This window comes from Dyadobacter koreensis, assembly GCF_900108855.1.
In the GTDB taxonomy this organism is placed as follows: domain Bacteria; phylum Bacteroidota; class Bacteroidia; order Cytophagales; family Spirosomataceae; genus Dyadobacter; species Dyadobacter koreensis.
Genome location: NZ_FNXY01000011.1, coordinates 205,664 through 223,109 on the forward strand (window position 1 = coordinate 205,664; position 17,446 = coordinate 223,109).

The 17,446-nt window shown below is 40.6% G+C and carries 15 protein-coding genes; 8 read left to right on the forward strand and 7 right to left on the reverse strand.

Annotated features, from left to right (window positions below):
* Positions 1-3: 3 nt before the first annotated feature.
* The 5 genes from BMY70_RS31415 to BMY70_RS29425 form a co-directional block, all read right to left on the reverse strand.
* Positions 4-1,242 carry a hypothetical protein gene (locus BMY70_RS31415; RefSeq protein ID WP_229209824.1) on the reverse strand — a complete coding sequence of 413 codons (1,239 nt, stop codon included), beginning with the start codon at positions 1,240-1,242 and terminating at the stop codon, positions 4-6.
* Positions 1,243-1,317: 75 nt separating this feature from the next.
* Entirely contained in the window at positions 1,318-1,995 is a 678-nt protein-coding gene (locus BMY70_RS29405) for a C1q-like domain-containing protein (protein ID WP_090341866.1), read from the reverse strand.
* Between the two features lie 240 nt (positions 1,996-2,235).
* On the reverse strand, positions 2,236-2,949 hold the full coding sequence (locus tag BMY70_RS29410) for a hypothetical protein (protein ID WP_090341869.1): 714 nt from the start codon (positions 2,947-2,949) through the stop codon (positions 2,236-2,238).
* A gap of 1,020 nt (positions 2,950-3,969) precedes the next feature.
* The gene (locus BMY70_RS29415; RefSeq protein ID WP_090341872.1) at positions 3,970-4,620 is read right to left on the reverse strand and encodes a LuxR C-terminal-related transcriptional regulator; all 651 of its coding nucleotides are present in this window, start codon (positions 4,618-4,620) and stop codon (positions 3,970-3,972) included.
* A 1,359-nt stretch (positions 4,621-5,979) separates the two neighbouring features.
* Complete coding sequence (locus BMY70_RS29425; RefSeq protein ID WP_090341876.1) at positions 5,980-6,627, reverse strand: LuxR C-terminal-related transcriptional regulator; 648 nt, start codon at positions 6,625-6,627, stop codon at positions 5,980-5,982.
* Between the two features lie 1,048 nt (positions 6,628-7,675).
* Between BMY70_RS29425 and BMY70_RS29430 the strand changes: the two genes are divergently transcribed.
* Both BMY70_RS29430 and BMY70_RS29435 read left to right on the forward strand, forming a co-directional pair.
* Positions 7,676-8,005: a hypothetical protein gene (locus BMY70_RS29430; protein ID WP_090341878.1), complete on the forward strand. Its 330-nt coding sequence runs from the start codon at positions 7,676-7,678 to the stop codon at positions 8,003-8,005.
* A gap of 2,061 nt (positions 8,006-10,066) precedes the next feature.
* Complete coding sequence (locus tag BMY70_RS29435; protein WP_090341880.1) at positions 10,067-10,300, forward strand: hypothetical protein; 234 nt, start codon at positions 10,067-10,069, stop codon at positions 10,298-10,300.
* A gap of 129 nt (positions 10,301-10,429) precedes the next feature.
* Here the strand turns inward: BMY70_RS29435 and BMY70_RS30740 are convergent, their stop codons facing one another.
* The gene (locus BMY70_RS30740; protein ID WP_143072174.1) at positions 10,430-10,744 is read right to left on the reverse strand and encodes a hypothetical protein; all 315 of its coding nucleotides are present in this window, start codon (positions 10,742-10,744) and stop codon (positions 10,430-10,432) included.
* 222 nt (positions 10,745-10,966) lie between these two features.
* On the opposite strand from BMY70_RS30740, the gene BMY70_RS29445 reads away from it, so the two are divergent.
* The 4 genes from BMY70_RS29445 to BMY70_RS29460 all read left to right on the forward strand — a co-directional run bounded on the left by BMY70_RS29445 (position 10,967) and on the right by BMY70_RS29460 (position 13,100).
* Positions 10,967-12,034 carry a DUF932 domain-containing protein gene (locus BMY70_RS29445; protein WP_090342029.1) on the forward strand — a complete coding sequence of 356 codons (1,068 nt, stop codon included), beginning with the start codon at positions 10,967-10,969 and terminating at the stop codon, positions 12,032-12,034.
* A gap of 42 nt (positions 12,035-12,076) precedes the next feature.
* Positions 12,077-12,475, forward strand: coding sequence for a hypothetical protein (locus tag BMY70_RS29450; RefSeq protein ID WP_143072175.1), 399 nt, complete (start codon positions 12,077-12,079; stop codon positions 12,473-12,475).
* Positions 12,476-12,545: 70 nt separating this feature from the next.
* A complete protein-coding gene (locus BMY70_RS29455) occupies positions 12,546-12,767 on the forward strand; it encodes a hypothetical protein (RefSeq protein ID WP_090341885.1) in 222 nt (73 codons plus the stop codon).
* A 153-nt stretch (positions 12,768-12,920) separates the two neighbouring features.
* Positions 12,921-13,100, forward strand: a complete 180-nt coding sequence (locus BMY70_RS29460) for a hypothetical protein (protein WP_090341887.1) — start codon at positions 12,921-12,923, stop codon at positions 13,098-13,100.
* Positions 13,101-13,462: 362 nt separating this feature from the next.
* On the opposite strand, the gene BMY70_RS29465 is transcribed toward BMY70_RS29460, so the two are convergent.
* Positions 13,463-14,416, reverse strand: a complete 954-nt coding sequence (locus BMY70_RS29465; protein WP_090341889.1) for a helix-turn-helix transcriptional regulator — start codon at positions 14,414-14,416, stop codon at positions 13,463-13,465.
* A gap of 84 nt (positions 14,417-14,500) precedes the next feature.
* On the opposite strand from BMY70_RS29465, the gene BMY70_RS29470 reads away from it, so the two are divergent.
* The gene (locus BMY70_RS29470; RefSeq protein WP_090341891.1) at positions 14,501-15,673 is read left to right on the forward strand and encodes an FAD-dependent monooxygenase; all 1,173 of its coding nucleotides are present in this window, start codon (positions 14,501-14,503) and stop codon (positions 15,671-15,673) included.
* Positions 15,674-15,676: 3 nt separating this feature from the next.
* Entirely contained in the window at positions 15,677-16,063 is a 387-nt protein-coding gene (locus BMY70_RS29475) for a hypothetical protein (protein WP_090341893.1), read from the forward strand.
* Positions 16,064-17,446: the final 1,383 nt, after the last annotated feature.

Consider the following 17,446-nt stretch of genomic DNA (forward strand, 5'->3'; position numbering starts at 1 on the left):
TTTTTAGTTAGCAAAAAACTGAATTATATCTGTGTCCTGGTTGTTAAGAAGGTTTACTTCGCCGCCACCCTGGCCGGCAGGAATGGTAACCGGCAATGGGAAACTTCCGTCTCCACCACCTGGATTCATCGTTAGATAGAAAACAAGCCTTCTCTGGCTGGCTCTTGGAATGGATGTAGTAGTAGTGAAAATATAATAATTAGCATCCTGTGAAGAAGTCCAGATGTTGTTCTGCACGGAAATATTACCATTGGAAGGTGCAGTAGTCTGGGCCTGGTTCCAGATAAAATTAGAAAGCAGTGGACTTTTGGCTACTCTAACGGTAATCTGTCCGGTACTCGCTACAACAGAACCTACTTCCTGTACTGCTACCAGTACTTCCAAAACTTGGATACCATGTGTACTACCTGGGACTACCGTAATACGTGGTGTAAGATCGGGGCCAAGACCGGCCAGTGTATAAGCAAGGTATGTATCCGGCACAATAGGAGCAGTGGTCGTAATCGATCCACTGTTTACAGCGCTGGTCCCACCCAGTATAGAAGTAGCATCCACGGTCGAAGGGATTCGTACCCAGGCTTGTCCGTTCCAGCCTACGATCGTTAAGGAAGACAGCACACTTGCGGTCAGGGTAGCCACATTGCTGCCTGCATCCCAGGTAAGCGTAATAGGCGTGGCATTAGCGCCGTCGATGTCCCAGTATTCAACGTTACTTACCGCTTTGATTCCTGGCCCTCTGGTTGTCATACCTGTTGGGAAAGGCCCTCCACTAGGAAGTACCGGATAATTGCCGCCTGTGAAGAGATTGCTTGTTATAGCAGTTGCTGGATTGGCACGAAAATATGCTCCCATAGTTCCATCTGCTGATGCTGCAAACGGACCGTCATTTCCATTGTCACCTACTGGGAAGATGAATTGTCCCGCGCCGTATTTTTTTACATAACCATCTACATATCCCGTGTTCGAGATTCCTGTGGAAGTCAGATTATCACCTGAAAAGCTGAGAATTCCAAAATTACCAGTAGCACGCTCGGTAAGTATTACACCTGGCTGCGCGCCACCACCACCTGTTACAAAATTATGATTGCCAAAAAAGGTCATTTGAGCGCCGCCGAAGACAGTGGTGTTACCTTGGGTTCCTTCCTGGGCGCGTAATTGGGTGGCCAATCCCAGCAAGATGGCTAGGATACTGATCTGAATCCAGTCCTTTCTTCTGGAGCTGGGTGTGTATTTGTGTTTCATTTGGATACCTATTTGTAATTGTGTGTATTATTTAGTAAAATCAATTGGTTGTCATGGCTAACTGAGTATTTGCCATTAATTTGAAAGTTTAACAATTGAGCAGTTTGCATCGACAGACATTGTAACATTTGAATTAGCACGGAAACTTAAAGTTTCTCCCTGATTAAGGAAAATCATAAAAGATCCACTTCCCAGGTGAAAAGTATTTGGAATGGCATTACCATTTTGATACAGTACTTGTGCCGAAGTACTACCTTTATATAAGTAGATACCTATTTGATTAGTGACATTGATTGGTAAGAAGGTAACACTAGCCGAAGCAAGATAAAGGCCTGGAGATGGCGCTGTAAAGACGCTTGTTGATACATTGAAATTCCCACCTCTATTAAGAGTAACATTTGGAAACAACAAAGTGGTAAGAGCTCCTGCTTGGAGAACCATATGGTCGTTTATTACTGATGTAGCAACGACCGCTGTTGGAATATTCGGAAGCCAGCTACCAACCCCATTAGCATCCGAAGTGAAAATATTGCCACTGGCTTGTGTTCCATCAGCAATAGTCACTTTCCCTGTTGTTTTATTGATACTTACTTTGTTGCCAGCCGTAGAAGATTCTACCTCCAGATTGTTGGCTGGGTCAATTACCGTTGGATTCGTTCCTACCTTCACCTGCGCGAAAGCTGTAGAGGTGCCGAAAAGCAAAGCAGTTGTAAATAATGCTGTTTTCAGCAATTGTAATGGTTTCTGAATCATATTTATTGTTATGGTTTAAAAATGGATAATTGAATTTATATCATTAGCAATGATCCTTGATCATTCGTTTGTTTTACCCGGGTGTGCTACCATAGAAGAACCAATCGATTACTTTTCTCAAAAGAGTCAATCAAGCGGTTATGCGTTCCATAATGCGCATCCGAAGAAAACAGGTTATTTTAGGATTGACAGATTTTCATACGGTTTTTCAGTAGTATATTGATAATTGGTCACTTCTTATCAATATACTTTGTACATGCTCACCAGATATTCCCAGGTATGATAATAGCCCTGAGTAGAAGCGGTACCTATTCCAACTTTAATTTTATCTCCTGCATTAAGTGAAAACACATCAGAGTTTGATACGGCAACAGTAGATACATCAGGGCTTGCGCTGCAAACCTGACTCTGTTGTACAACATTCACAGCGATATAGGAACAGTGTCGAGAATAGTTTAAATATTGTTCCTGAGAGCATGTGGAAAAGGAAGTAATTTGATACATTCCAGGCTTTGCAATCGTCATTTTTCCCGTGGCAGGAGTGTAGCTAATATTCTCTTGTTGTTGCACAGACTCTTTGGTAATATAGCTTACCGATGTAGCTTGCTGTGACCAGGCAGTAATTGTTCCCCGGGATTTTATGTACGGATTCGCTTTTGCACTACTTTGCATAGCACTAATGTTTCTTCTTCTGACATTTCCGTTCGCATCTATTGTCATAATGCTATCCGCAGGCGCTCCAGAGGGCGTATTTTCGATTACTACGCTACCATTGTCTTTATGGGCAATCACTTTTTTGCCATTGGTAGCTTCCACTTCCAGATTTGAATTGGCTTCAATCATTGTGGGGATTGTACCTATCTTCACCTGAGCGAAAAGATTTGGGCTAAATAGCATGGATCCCACAAGAATAGCTGGTGCAAATACTGTTGCTAATTGTTTTACTTTTTTCATGATAATTTACAGTTGATGAAATAATCCTTCTGTCTGTGCTGGTTAAATTGCTTCAATTACTGGCTTCGAGAAAGCCAGGTATTGTATTTACCCGCTTCGGGTCAGACCTGTGGTGTAGATTTTATTTTTGGCGGGTATATACGATAGTTTTTTTAATTGATTACGCTGTAGCAAAGTTTTCTTTGGACATAATCTTTTTAATAATTTTTAAGTATCGTTAGTTGTGTATAGTGTAAAACAATTTGTTTCAACGCAACTTAGATAGTTTCCATGTTGCTTAAAGGGAAAAAATAACTTCCCGGACATGGGTCATGCAAAGCTGCAGGTTTTCCATAGCAATTACACTGATCCATGACTGGTTTGCGCATAAGACTTCATGCTAACACTTGTCTATATACGTATCAGCGAATGACTAGTTGCTGGAAACAAAAGCTATGGCCTCAGGCCGGTAACACAAGAGTTATTTTGGAGAAGCTTTTTGCATGCGAAGGAATTAGGCAAAAGCTGTATAGTAAGATTGTAATGTTTTTTCATAATAGTGAATGTATGTGTTAGTTGAAAGTTGAAAGCAAGTTTACAAGGAGTTGATTGTCACCTATTAATTTGCTACGACACAAATATAATTCATTTTAAAACCAGACGTTGTAGGAATAATTCATTTTGTTAATAGAGTTATAGTGAGCGAGATGAACCGAATTTTATTAATTCTATGGACGAATTTGTAGTAAGTGGTAAATCTTTGGAGTCATCTTGTCGTATTTGGCTGTTGACTGACTATTTTCAACGATTCGGGCGTGTTGAGTGTATCAAACCCAACAACAAAAGGGTGACCAAAATTTATGACATTTTTATTCTCAAACGCTTCAGTGGCTAAATCGTTTAACAATAAACAAGTTAGTTGACATTTGGTTTTTTTGTGAACTTTGAAGCCTAACGCGAATAAACTCCATAATGATTGCTTCGTATTGGTGTGTAAATATGTCTGGATCCATTCATGACACGACTATTGCGGAAGTTCTTTTAGTTTACAGGATGCGCTGTTTCTGGCTCATTACGATTTTGGTGCAGCGAAATCTTCGCAGCCAGGTCTACAATATTATCTACCCCCATCTTTTTATAGATATTTAATTTGGTTGTGCTTACAGTAGAGACAGCGATATCGAGCTTTTTTGCAATATCGGCAGTGCGAAGCCCTTTGATTAGCAAATTGGCAAGCTGAGATTCCCTAAATGTTAGTTTGCTGATCCTGGGGTGGTCAGCCAAACCGGTTAATAGAAATTCAGCAACCGAGGGGTCCAAAAACTTTTTACCGAGCAGTACGGTGGAATAAGCATGTCGGAAATCATTTTCGCTGATTGACTTCGGGAATACCCCTTCTATTCCTATCTTCAAAAATAAAAGCGTTAGCGGATTGTCTCCGGTTTCAGCCAACAGTATCATTTTCAAGTTCAGATATTTGCTACGGATTTTCTTAAAATCCGCTGCATCGCCAGCGTTACAAGTAGCGCCGTCAATGAAAAGTACATCAACTGAACTCAACATCAAATGTGCTTGAAGTTTTTCCCATGAAGATACCCTGACGATGTTTGCTTCACTGTCTGTACTTTTTATAGTAGTGGCAACGCCCAGACTCAGCAGCTCATTCGTGATCAATATTGCTATTTTGGTCATTGGTTAATTAGGTCAGAAAAACGGTTTAGGATTTGGTGAACCGGCCGGCAAACGCTTATAATCATCTTCATTCGAATGATCTTGCTAAGGGCGGGAAAAATTATTCAAATCTAGAATATCCATTATTGAAAAGTAATAGCAGTTTAACTTGAATTCCATAGAATTATGACGATAGTCGCTCAGGATTACCTTTATTGCTGTTTACATTACCATCTTCGTACATTTTGATGAGATGAGCATGAGGCCTTACTGAAACTGGGGCTTCGCAGCTCTTCATTGCATCCATTCAATGATTCTCCCAGGCTCCAGTTTATACCGAAATCCAATGCCTTATGACTACCTTTTATTTGTTATCAAGGAAAGAAGGAAGCCTGCAAGGTTGTTCATTTTTTTCATTCAAGCTAAGAAAGGCTCGGAAGGGTTAAGGCCCAGCTTGAAAAGCAAAAGCGAAGGGTGCGCTCGGCCGGCTGGGCAGAGTATGATGCATGAGATCTTCAATGGCTCTATAAAATTATTCTCGTATGGCGTACAGATCTTTAGCATTTTTGTAATAGACCACATCGGTCACTTTATCTTCTTACCGTTCAGAAGCTCCTAAATGTCATTGCCATCGAAAGGTTTTCCTGTAAATTGAATAATGCCAGACGATTAAAGAGTTATTGGTATAGGTCCATGCAGGTTGCTAACCACCGAAGACACCTGGTTTGCTTTCAAGGTTCCCGGCATGCATGCTATGTCGGAAACAGGCTTACCTTCCTAATAGATGGAAACTTCCGCTTCGTAAGGCTAACCGGAAGGTGCTCTTTTAATAGATCACCGATTTGATCAGACATTGGCAATTTCTCCTGAAAAGGTAAAGAACCTGTTCTCATCCAGTTTAACCTCTTGGAGTTTAATGAGCACCTGGCCGATCCTGTCTTCGAATTTTCTGCCGAGTCTGCTTTGGCGATACGTTTAGTTTGCTGGCAAATCTGCCGATGCGTAAAAAGGCTTGCGCAACCAATAACAGTGGTTCATTTCCGTTCTTTGTGATCAAATCCGTAGCCGCAGTGATAAATCGTTTGATTGAAAAATCTGGTCAGGCTGGGATTTCAGCACCTTGCTGATTTGGAAAATGGTGAGGACAGGGGCTGCTGTTACGACAGGCGTGCAATCTTTTGGCAGCATGAACCATTCTCTCCACATATAATTCGGTTAATGGATCCCAAGGTAGAAATCACGCCGAAACGGAAGTGGAAACTTCCTTTGCGACCAGTCAGCAAACAATAACAATTGATCTTTTCCTGCTTTTAAATTATTGTTTATTAATACTAATTGAACGCCTAAACTGTTTTGCCGGGTCACATGTATTTTCGCCGATTACGGTTTGTAATTGGACGGAGACTGTGCGCGGGGCTTTGAAATCTCAACTTTTCCAGCCAGCTCAACAACATTATTTACGCACATTTTGCGGTAAATATTGAATTTGATCGTACTTACGGTGGAAACAGCCAGATTTAATTGTTTAGCAATGTCAGCTGTACGGAGGCCCTGGACGAGCAGCGTCGTGATCTGTGATTCCCTTGCAGAAAGTGTTCCAATCCGGCTTTCAACCGCCAGATCCGTTAACAGATATTCTGCCATGTTGTGATCAAGATACTTTTTCCCTTGCATGATCGTGGCATATGCATGTAAAAAATCATGCTGCGTAATTGATTTCATGCAAACGCCTTCTACGCCTTTTTTTAAAAATTCCAGCATCACAGGGTTTCGGTCCTCATCGCCCAGCACGATTGTTTTTAGCGACGGGAACTTTCGGCGTATCCGGTGTAGCGTCGTGACATTTGTGAAATCAGAAATATTGCTATCTATAATCAGAAGATTAAAGTCTGCCTGCGTTAGCATGGTTTGCAGATTGTCCCAGGTATCTGCGTGATAAAAATCTGCGTCCTGTACTTTGGCCTGAAGGCAAGAAACGACGCCCAAACTTAGAAGATCATTTTTTATCAACATCAAAATTTTTGTCATATGTTAAATGGTTGGGTAGGTAAGACAACTTTTCCATGATCCAGACTGAGGCATTGATGTCCGTAGCGCCGCGGCGCTACGGACATCAATGCCTCAGTCTTCGGACCTAAAGAATAATTATTCAAATCTAGAATAATAGTCTTTAAAAACAGGCTACAACATTTCAAAAATGTAGTAGAATTATGACGACAAAAAATCCAAACAATGTTTAAGTAAATACGATCTATCCTGTGTGAATTTTTAACGATATTGACCGGTTTGTCCTTAAGCCGGATAGGTACCGGGTGCTTGTGGTAATTATCAGTAAATGCAATGTAGTTTTCAAAACTGCCGGACCTACTGCGTAAAGGCTTTTTTATTCAAAAATTTAATCCAGGCATGCATTTAAAATTAAGCAATTTCGCCCTTGGGCTAACCGACCCGTGCAATACTTCAAAACCAATACAAAAAAGGATTAGAAAATCTTTCCAATCCTTTATGCATTATCCACACACACTGGTCGCAAACATGCGACAGTTCTTTTAAGACAGAGAAAGCTCGGTTTTGTCACTGACTAGCGCCCGCCTCTGTTGTACAAACGCCATATTTTGAATGATAAGTCAAAAATAATAAAAGCCTTTGAGTCTGTACCCACAAGGCAGGTGCTCGGCTGGGTAAGCATGATAAAAATTTACGTAGAACGAAAAAATAAGGCGGATTCAAATATGTGAATGTAAACCAATACGTTGTGAGCTGTTTGGTGCAGTATGATCCGGAAGGGTCTGCTTTTGCTCAGGTAAAAAAGTAGCTTCCAAAAATGTCCCAGCCAGGCTAAAAAGTTTGAAACCCAAAGATGCGGGGTGCAAACACTCTTTCATTGGCTAGTTTACGTTTTCTTATTTTTCGATCGGGAGATATCGTCAAAATTCTAGGCGTTGTTCGACATCATTCTAACGTGCTTTGAATTTGTAAAAAGACCAATTGAGTAATTTTGTAACTGCAAGTCAATCAGATTGCAGGGGGCGCTGACTTATGCTTTATATATTCCATTATACCTTCCTTTGTTACCATGAAGAAGTCAAATATTTTCGTGCATATTGAGCTTTCCAAATTCGCCCGTGAGTTATCAGCCGACTCTAGCGCAATGAAAGATAGTCTGAAAGCTCAGGCCGGGTATTTTAATATCATCACTTCGAAATACTTTTCTGATATGCTTTCAACCGAGTGGGAAGACATAGCAAGAGAGGTAAAAATCAAAGGTCCTAAAACCGATGAACAGGGCCGCGTGATCGCTAATGCAGTCATTCACACCATTGACCAGATGTCGCAGCAGCAGTGCAGGAGGCTGGTTGAACGGATAACCTCCCTTCAAAAGAAGGTCCAAAAAGAGTTTGACTAATACTGCGGCGTAAGGTACTTGCAGAAAGCAGCCTGAAAGTGAGCTGCACGCTATGGCAGCACTTTAATGCCATCATAGAATACATGAATCGGATAGCATGCAAACAAAAGTAACCGTTTCAAAACTTTAAACGATTATTTACCAACGATTCAACTTAATGCTTCATGGAAGAAGGACTTTTTGACCTGGTAAAATTTCGGAAGTTACTGTCGTTTTGAGTTCTACTGACAGTCAAGCAATTATTCTCATTGTGGTTCTTTAAGACCAGCTTGGTTCTGTCTCGTTTACTTGGGCGTCGACAGGAAGGCTATTGGTAGTTTTGAGCGTGAAAAGGTCCGTGCATTTATGCAGACCCTTTTTGTGATTTTCAATTCCCATTAAAACAGTAATGAATCAGATCATCCATGAAGATTTATATACTAATTGCCCGGATTTTACTGCCGGGCCGATGCATCGACACTTTTGTATTCATACAACCAATTCAATGTCTAATTTATACAGCTGCATTTTTCACACAGAGGAAATAAGATATTTATGGTTTTCTTTAATCGGAAAACAGATCCCCTCAATTTTAGAACCCTTTCCCGACATTACCGTCGATGAAATCGGAGAGTAGCATTTGCGTGTCCTGGCCAGCGGAGATGGAGAAATTTACAGCACGATTAGCAACTTTCAGCTCAGGCCTCGGGTATCCCCGGATCAGTGCATCTGGCATTATAAACCTTAAGAACTAAAAAGAAAGGTATGGAAAGTTTTTACGATTGACGATACATGCGCAGCGCTTCCGGGCATGCTAGAGCCCACCATCGGAAAATTCCGTGCAACTTCTCTGAAACAGCCACTAAGATCGCTTCTTACATTCGTACAACTATTTGTCTTGAAATTAAACAAATATTTCCGCTCACAAGTATCCTCCTGAATTAGCTTAGAGTTCTCATAAGATCACGAAAATTTTAGCATTTCTAAATCCTGTCTTTTTCTTATAAAATAGTTAGTTTAACAGTTTACTAGTCCGTTAACCGTATGGCAGAAAAGAGTTTATCCGTTAGCCTTCGTTCTTTAGTAATAATTTCCGCAGAACCCATAAGTCCATTTCTATAAGGAAGTTTTCTACCTCGCACCGTAATTAGACCATTCGAGAAGGTGACATAACCCCCATACAGACTACCTTGTCTGGGATCATTGGAAATCTGAGTCAGTTGAGCTTTTACAACACTATACTCCCGGTATGGATATCACTCAAGTTTTACGGTCACAGACTGGCTTTTATTTATTTTACCAAGATTTTTCTATGGAACTTTTATTAAACCCCGATAAATAACACTCATTGGCTCGACACTCATTATTTCACGGACGACTTTAAGATACTGATTTTGCTGCTGAGGTTTGGAAAAAGAAACGGTTCCGTTCACTGGTGTGAAGAATTCGGAGCCACTGATCACCCCAATTTGAAAATTGAGGGCAGGCCGTTTTGGTTGGAATTAACCAGTGGAAGTAAATGATATGGTGAACGCGTCCGAATTCTCCAGACCGGATTGCAAAAATTCAGCAAAAGGTCAAAAAACAATTCGAATGATGTTACTTAATTTATCAGTGGATAGTAATTTTTAACCGCTGCGCATATTTAGGGCAGTGCTTATTCTTAACTTAGGATATACTCAAACCAATAATAATTGGAGTATAAGCACGAAAAAATAGCCGTTTAAAATTTTCAAACGACCAGATAATGCCAAGCCGCATAAAACTAAGCCATTGAAAAATTGGTCTTTATACAGAGGATTGTATTAACGTTACTATTGTCATAGAATCTTTACAACCGTTAGTCAGACGGGTCCGATTTGGGCATATGCGGCCCTTGAAGCGGGCTTCTATGTGACCATTCATACTTATCCTCGTACAAAGGACTTCTATTGGTAGCATAGATGCTTAAAGGTTCACACGTTTGCGCGGATCTTTTTTGTCATTCTAAATCTTGCTAGCTACGGCAGCTAATTCTAACATTTTTTCGATTATCAGCGTTTGACCTTTTGTTATAACCTTTAACATTTTAAAGATCATGAAATGCTAAATTTATATACTTGCATCTCGCACACTGAGGAAATAGGCCTTTTATGGTATGCGCTGATTGGAAAACAGATACCCGTTATTTTAGATCATTTTCCGGACATTAGGGTGGATGAAATCGGTGACGAGCATTTCCGTATACTAGCTGACGGTGATGGAGAGATTTACGTAACGATTCGCGATTATGAAATCAGGCTGCGCGTGCCCCATGACCACTGGAGCTGGCATTAGGAAGGTGAAATCGGAGCCAGGATTTGACCTGCTCGATTAGCATAAACAGGATTATGACATGAAAATAGCAGAATGCTTAGAAGCACGTATTTTCCAAAAGTTCAGACCAGAGCTGCTTTTCGACTTGTTTTACATAGGTACTTTTAATAGGGCCACTGGAATTAATTCCCAATTAAAATATTTACGTAATGCTATTTCAGCCAGAATCTGGGACACGTTTTGACGAATATGGGTTGAATCAAATGTATAAAAAGACGGCATCCAATCAAGCGAACGCAGGTAAGCTAAATTACAATTGATGGTGATGGTAGTGATATTGGCCACATTAATAACAGCCATGAAGATTGTTGAAATGTTTTTCCCCAAATAACAACTCAAAAAGAATAGCGAAACTAGCGGCCCGGTTTCTAATGCTTTTGAAAGGGTGCCAAAAGTGTTCGGCATAATGACGGCATTTAATCATTTCAGTTTTTAGCCAGGTGTTGCCGTCAACCCTTCGGGTACTTATTCCGCTTCCTTGTTGGCTTTGGAGCGGGCCGCTTACCGTGGGCTTTCTTTTTTTCTTGTTTTTTTCTTTGGGGAAAAACAATGTTGTTTTTGATTAAGTCAGACAGGACAGAAAGAGAAATGAAAATAATTTTTTCACCCATTTTAATCTTTAATACGATGTCTCACAACCTTCATTTCAACGAAAGTACAGGTAACCACAGTTTTTTTTCAGTAAAGGAAAAAGCCTGGCACGGGCTGGGTCAAATTGTTGAGGCTGCCCCAACAAGCGGGGAGGCGATCGGTCTGGCAGGACTGGACTACCAGGTCGTTAAAACACCAGTCAAAACTGCGCCATTTGACCTGCGTATAGAGCATATCGGTGTAGGTGTCACTGTGCAAGAAATGGTAGTGCCCAATCACTTTGCCACGGTCAGAACAGATTCTATGCAGCCGCTGGGTATTGTTGGTAAAGATTATCATATCGTTCAAAACAAGGAAGCTTTTTCTTTTTTTGACTCGGTCGCTCAGCAGCACCAGATTTCCTATGAAACAGCCGGAGCGCTGGGCCGCGGGGAGCGGATTTTTATAACCGCCAAACTTCCCGGTCACATCCGAGTAGGCAATGATGATCTGATCGAAAAATATATCTTTCTTACCAATTCTCACGACGGGTCAGGCAGTATCACTGCCGCTTTCACACCGGTACGTATCGTTTGTCAGAACACGCTAAATGCCGCCATGGGTAATCTAACTGGTGCTGTAAGAATCCGCCATACCGCCAACGCCAAAGAAAGACTTCTGCAGGCGCATAAAATTATGGGTCTGGCAGGTAAGATAGCCCAGCAGAAGGAAGAACTTTTTAATCACTGGGCTAAAACCCGTATCACTGACAAAGAACTAAAAAGGCTCATTGAAATGGCTATGGCTTCTAACAGCGAAACGCTGGGCAATGTGCTGGACGGAAAAACAGAGCTTTTATCTTCCCAGTATCTGAACACGGTAGACGATGTTTATGAGTACGCGCTCTCAGATCCTTCGCAAAACCTTATTACCACGGCCGGAACTGTTTTTGGCGCTTACAACGCTGTTACCGGTTATTTTCAAAACAGAAGAAAATACGATGATGACGAGGCGAAAGTAAAATCTGTGCTTTTTGGAGGCACGGCCCAGCTTCGTGGACAGCGTGCTTTTGACCTTTGTGATGGTTTCTCTCTAAACGGAAACGGCATATTTCAGCTAAACTAATCATGTCAGGGGAGGGGGCGCTCTCCTCCCCAAAACCCTGAAATGATGAACCGGTATACAGACCTATCCAATACGAGTAAAGCAAGTATACTTTGCCGGCTTTTTCCTTCTGAAATCCCGGCAGTGCTTGAGTTTATAGCGCAGCAGAACGAGGCGCTGCTGGCAGATCCAGCCCGTTTCAAAATGCAGCATGATACACGCCTGTTTAGTTTTGAACGCCTTGTGGACCTTTCCAAAGAGGTGAAAGCATGTTTGAAAAATGCGAGGCGCAAAGATGCAGCCGGCCTTTTTATCTCACTCTTTGATGGTTACAGGGCTTGTTATACCGGACAGCTTTTGATCCGGTATTTAGCTGAAATAAAACCGAAACATGAAATGTTTGCTCTCGCAGTCAGCATGCTCTTTATGATCCAGCAGCCATTCCGGCAGCAAAAACCTTAACGGGCTGCTAATAAATTAATCAAAGGCAATCTGGCAGCTGCCAGACAGTTGGGCATTAAACTTTTTTACCATGATAATTTTAGGAAAGCCATCATACAGTGACCTGCTTTGTCTTCTCTTTGTTTTTCTTGGTTTTACGCTTCGTTTCTGGGTAGCCGAAAGGCGCTTTAAAAGAAAAAACGATGTTCGAAGCCAGCAGTTTAAAAGTTATATTCATGCCGTGGTGATTCTTTTTGCAGAGCTTATCTTAATGCTTATCAGCCTTGTCATGATCGTAGGCTCACTGCTTTAGGTTTTGTGCATCTGATTTATATCTGTCTTCGTGCCGGTTGAAGCGGGCCCAGACTATGCAGGAAGTTTCCTCTGTGATGCTTTAGATTATCATAAACATCTACTTTCAGCAGTCTTCCGCTCGCCGGACTGCTGAGACAATAAAATTGTTGCGGTGAAAGTAGCCAAAACCGTAAAACTGCTGAAAATTGACGCGGCCCTGACCGTGGCCAGGCTGCCTTGGGTAGGATCTGCTGACGGTTTGAAAGCGCATATTTTCAAAGACGCAGCGGCGTCCACAGGTTTCCAGAAGCTGCCAGCGATATTTGTTTTCATGCCGAGGCATGAGCGCTGAAATCTCTTGCCAGTTAGGAAGGTAAAGATCTAGTCTTCGCCCTTGTCTGTTGGGCCAGAGGCACTTAACGAAATCGTAAAGTTCTTCGTGTCTGTAACACATCAGAATTCAGCTGCTGATTGAAAAGGCGATTAAACAAAATATAGCTACGTCGCAAAAGCCTTGGGGAAATCTATGTCTTTTATGTGGATCAAAGCAGTATCACGGGTATAAATAATATTCAGGTGATCGCACACATCGTATAAAAAACTGTAGTATTTCCCAAATCCACGACATTTTAAAAACGAGGGCAATTGCAGCTCTTTGACAAGCACCAGATAGAGCTTTTAACCTCGCTTTTTAACCGTACAGCGGGTAGATTTTTATCTTCTATTTTTATCAGTCCACTTCTTTGGTTTTAATCCAAAGTGCTTTTCAAATAACCTTCCAAAATAACTCAAATTGCTAAATCCTAATTGATAGCCGACTTCTGAAACGGAAAGGTCTTCTTGCTTTAATAATCTTGCCGCCTTTTGCATACGCAGATGATTATAATATTCGTAAATCCCTTTGCCAAAAACTTGTGTAAATATTCTTCTTAGTTTTAACTCATTCATACCACCTAGTTTTACCAGTTCATCTTTTGTGAGTGGTTTTTCCAGATTTGATTCTATCGTATTTCGAACCAAATAAACTGCATCAATTTCAGCATTGCTAAGATGCTGGTGTTCTGTTTTTTCTCTTTTTAATAAATTGCTGAAAAGCAGATAAATAAGTTCAAGTGCCTTTAACCGATAAAAGGCTTCCGATAAAATGTTTTCTGTTGAAAGATTAGCCAATTGAGCAACCAAATCAGTCATTTCAGGAGACATAAATTCTTCTATCCAAAAGGTTTTTTCTACAACAAAAAGATAAGACAATTTATCTGCATCATTCCCTACAAAACGTTTCAGGTATTCCAGTTCGACTAGAATGGTGATTTGCTGTATGTGAACATCTCTGGGAAATAGCACTTCGCTTTCTAAATGCGAAGGCATAATGCGAACATGTGGCTGATTGTTCAAGGCTCTTTTACCAATTGCTTTACCCGTTTCTTCCGTAAGAAAAATATTTTGAAACGAAATGAACAGTCCCTTTTCTATCACCCCGATTGGTTTTCTTTTATAAGCAAAAGTCTGAGTGCTAATTAAGGAGCGGACCATTAGTAACATCTCGGGCATCAAGTCCACAATGTTCAATCGGTTGAAATGCAAAAGTTTTACTTCTTCTTCAATAGAAGTTAGGGAGATGCCGAGTTTTTCAGCAAGTTGTCTCATTTTACGCTTTTCATCAAGCATAATTTATCGGACTATTATTGATTTAATATGGGCTATTTTATCTCTAAATGTAAAATGATATTTGCAGTATAAAAACTAAAACCAATGAAAAAAAATATTGTGATTTCAGGAGGAGGCATCGCCGGATTAACTGCTGCAAAGCTATTAAGCAAACAAGGTCATAACGTTACTATTTTGGAACGAGCTGCATCATTCAGTAAATCTGGATTTCTTATTTCGCTCAAGAGCTTTGGGGTTCGTATTATGGACGAATTAGGATTAGCAGAAAAATTGCAACAAGCATCATCGCCATCAGAATTTGTAAATTTCAGGGAATCAAACGGTACAATTATACAAGGTCTCAGCTACAAGAAAATGAACGAGAACATTGAACGTTCCGTATTGATAACACGAGGCGGATTGCATCAAGTTTTATACAACGACCTAAAGGATGAAGTGGATATTCTTTTTTCATCTTCTGTTGAAGAAATAACGCATGATGAAAACAAAGTCAAAATCTTACTCAACAACGGAACCGTGTTGGAAGCCGACCTGCTTATCGTTTCAGAAGGATTACGCTCTACAACAAGACAGAATTATTTTCCGGAAAGTACGCTTGAGGATTTTAATGTGCTTTATGTAGGCGGACGATTGAAAGGGCATCATTCTTATCAGGTCGGCAAATTCAATATTTATATTGATATGAATAAGATGCTGTCTATTTATCCCATTGCTTCCGATGAAATAGCCATTCAGTGCTATATACATGACACAGGAGATTTAGCATCCATTCAAAACAAAGCCAATGAAATACTCAAAACATCCTTTAACGGGTATAATGAAGATGTACAGCATTTGTTAGATCGTTTCGTGGATAATGGCCTTATGTTTATTGATAAAATGGGCATGATAAATTCATCCACTTTAGTAAACCGCAAGATGGTTTTATTGGGAGATGCGGGCTATTGTCCTACAGCACTATCGGGAATGGGTGCATCGTTATCCATTTACGGAGCAAAAGCCTTGGCTCATTTTATCCACGAAAATCCAAATGATTTAAAAACGGCTTTTGCCCACTATGATACCATCATGCAACCTATGATAAAGAAATTTCAGGGAAATGCAAAAAATAATTCGGCATCATTTATCCCTGATAGTGAAGAAAAATTAAACCGGTTTGTCCATTCATTCAGAGCTGCATCTGATGCCGATGTACAAAAAGTAATGATCGATCCAATTGTATTGACCCAAGACCAGTTGAATTTTAAAATCAGTTAAATAATGAATTACAGAAAGATACTTTCCGTCATAGTGGGATTCGGAACGATAGGAATATTGAGTTCTCTTTTTGCCAGGATCCAAGGGTGGTTGTTTGCGTCATCTTTGGAAATATTTATCAATCAGCAATTAGCTGCCACCAATATTTCTCAATTTGTCATCAAACTTTTTTGTGTCTGGGTTAGCTGTTTTTTGGGTGGGATAGCTACCACAAGGATTGGGGGAAAGGCAAGAGAAAATCTGATAGTTGGCGGCTTAATAATGCTGGTTGTGGGTTGGCTATGGTTGTCGGCTGGGAATCCTGTATGGTTTTGGCTATTATTGGTTTTAGGTATTTTACCTTGCGTATTTTTAGGATATAAAGTAAATTATGACATGTCTAAAACATAAAAATTATTTTAACTAATTATTAAATGGAGAATAAAGCGCATCGTTTGTTTCTAATGCAGCAGCATTAGAAATTATAACTATACCCGCTGTGCGTTTAGATTTTGGCTATCTAAATGGGAGATATAAGTTTGTACATGTAGCTGAAATTCAGCATTTTAAGTTTGATACAACAGGTAGAATCGACAGCACAATTTGGAAACGAATCTCTACAAAATTTCGGCAATCGCCAGAGATTTGCTGGCAAAAAGGTTAAATAAATTTGAGAATCTAGTTTACTACCGGCAAAAGCCGAAGATGTCGGACTTGGTCATCATGGCGTTGAGTATTTCAGCAGAGGCATTAGGTATAGACTCGGAGAATTACTTTTATAGCAAATTAAAATCGGACTATACTGCGCTGTTTTCCCGGCTGCCGCATCGCACAAATCGCCGGAATTCTAAGATAAAAACAAATTTTGAGATATAATTTTTTAAGAAACCTAATTTCTGGCTTCGTAAGAACTTCACATTTTTTATCACAACCCCTCCATGATTATTGGGAGGGGATTTGAATAAAAAATGTTCAAGGAATATAATTAATTCGGATTTATATTTCATGCTGCTCGGCTATACCGAGAATTCAAAGCCGCAGATCAGCCTAATTCGGAAATTAAGGGCAGGTTGTTTCGGTTGGATTAACAGCTTAAGCCATTGGTTGATAGTTAGGTTAGCAGATTGTCAGCAATAGTCTGCCGATGGTCAATCCGCTACGGAACCATATGGTCAACGCGTCCGGATTCTTCGGTGAATATACATTTCAATTGGAAAACTTGTATTTCAATGAGAGCATCCCCTGAAAATAGCCAGTGAATGGATCTGATTGAGCAGAGCCTGCGCCTGGCCAGTAATTACGAACCCTTCTCCCCAGGTAATTGTTTTCTCGAAGAACAAACGATTTTTGGACACTCCAATCCAGTATAGGAGATTTAGTTAAGTTATGCTGGAATCCAACAGTGGCAGCAGGAAATATGATCGTTCCTTTTCTCGAAACGGGGTTATAGATGTTCGAAAACTCCAAATCTTCCGATAGCTCCCGCTGCAAAGCTATTTGCTGATATTGTGAAAGATCAAGTACGCACCTATGAAAAAATGGTTTCTTTTCTGCTTTCCCGAAATCGTTGCTAGGTAGAGCCTTGCTCCAGCTTTTAGGAAAGTTCCGGATGTTCGTCTCTGACTGAACCCATCGTACACTTTATAATCTATCAACCCGGCATGGCCCGTTTTGAAAGTATGACCTAAATTCAGGTTCAAGAATATGCTGGATGACGGCTTAATTCCGAACTGATCTCGGCAGACTTGGCGATGATAGGTGGAATGTTGATCCCTACACTGGTTTTCCATTGTG

What these genes read in the sequence shown, in the direction of transcription:
- BMY70_RS31415 (WP_229209824.1), bottom strand. Translation starts at nt 1,242, where the DNA reads ATGAAACACAAATACACACCCAGCTCCAGAAGAAAGGACTGGATTCAG.
- BMY70_RS29405 (WP_090341866.1), bottom strand. Translation starts at nt 1,995, where the DNA reads ATGATTCAGAAACCATTACAATTGCTGAAAACAGCATTATTTACAACT.
- BMY70_RS29410 (WP_090341869.1), bottom strand. Translation starts at nt 2,949, where the DNA reads ATGAAAAAAGTAAAACAATTAGCAACAGTATTTGCACCAGCTATTCTT.
- BMY70_RS29415 (WP_090341872.1), bottom strand. Translation starts at nt 4,620, where the DNA reads ATGACCAAAATAGCAATATTGATCACGAATGAGCTGCTGAGTCTGGGC.
- BMY70_RS29425 (WP_090341876.1), bottom strand. Translation starts at nt 6,627, where the DNA reads ATGACAAAAATTTTGATGTTGATAAAAAATGATCTTCTAAGTTTGGGC.
- BMY70_RS29430 (WP_090341878.1), top strand. Translation starts at nt 7,676, where the DNA reads ATGAAGAAGTCAAATATTTTCGTGCATATTGAGCTTTCCAAATTCGCC.
- BMY70_RS29435 (WP_090341880.1), top strand. Translation starts at nt 10,067, where the DNA reads ATGCTAAATTTATATACTTGCATCTCGCACACTGAGGAAATAGGCCTT.
- BMY70_RS30740 (WP_143072174.1), bottom strand. Translation starts at nt 10,744, where the DNA reads ATGCCGAACACTTTTGGCACCCTTTCAAAAGCATTAGAAACCGGGCCG.
- BMY70_RS29445 (WP_090342029.1), top strand. Translation starts at nt 10,967, where the DNA reads ATGTCTCACAACCTTCATTTCAACGAAAGTACAGGTAACCACAGTTTT.
- BMY70_RS29450 (WP_143072175.1), top strand. Translation starts at nt 12,077, where the DNA reads ATGATGAACCGGTATACAGACCTATCCAATACGAGTAAAGCAAGTATA.
- BMY70_RS29455 (WP_090341885.1), top strand. Translation starts at nt 12,546, where the DNA reads ATGATAATTTTAGGAAAGCCATCATACAGTGACCTGCTTTGTCTTCTC.
- BMY70_RS29465 (WP_090341889.1), bottom strand. Translation starts at nt 14,416, where the DNA reads ATGCTTGATGAAAAGCGTAAAATGAGACAACTTGCTGAAAAACTCGGC.
- BMY70_RS29470 (WP_090341891.1), top strand. Translation starts at nt 14,501, where the DNA reads ATGAAAAAAAATATTGTGATTTCAGGAGGAGGCATCGCCGGATTAACT.
- BMY70_RS29475 (WP_090341893.1), top strand. Translation starts at nt 15,677, where the DNA reads ATGAATTACAGAAAGATACTTTCCGTCATAGTGGGATTCGGAACGATA.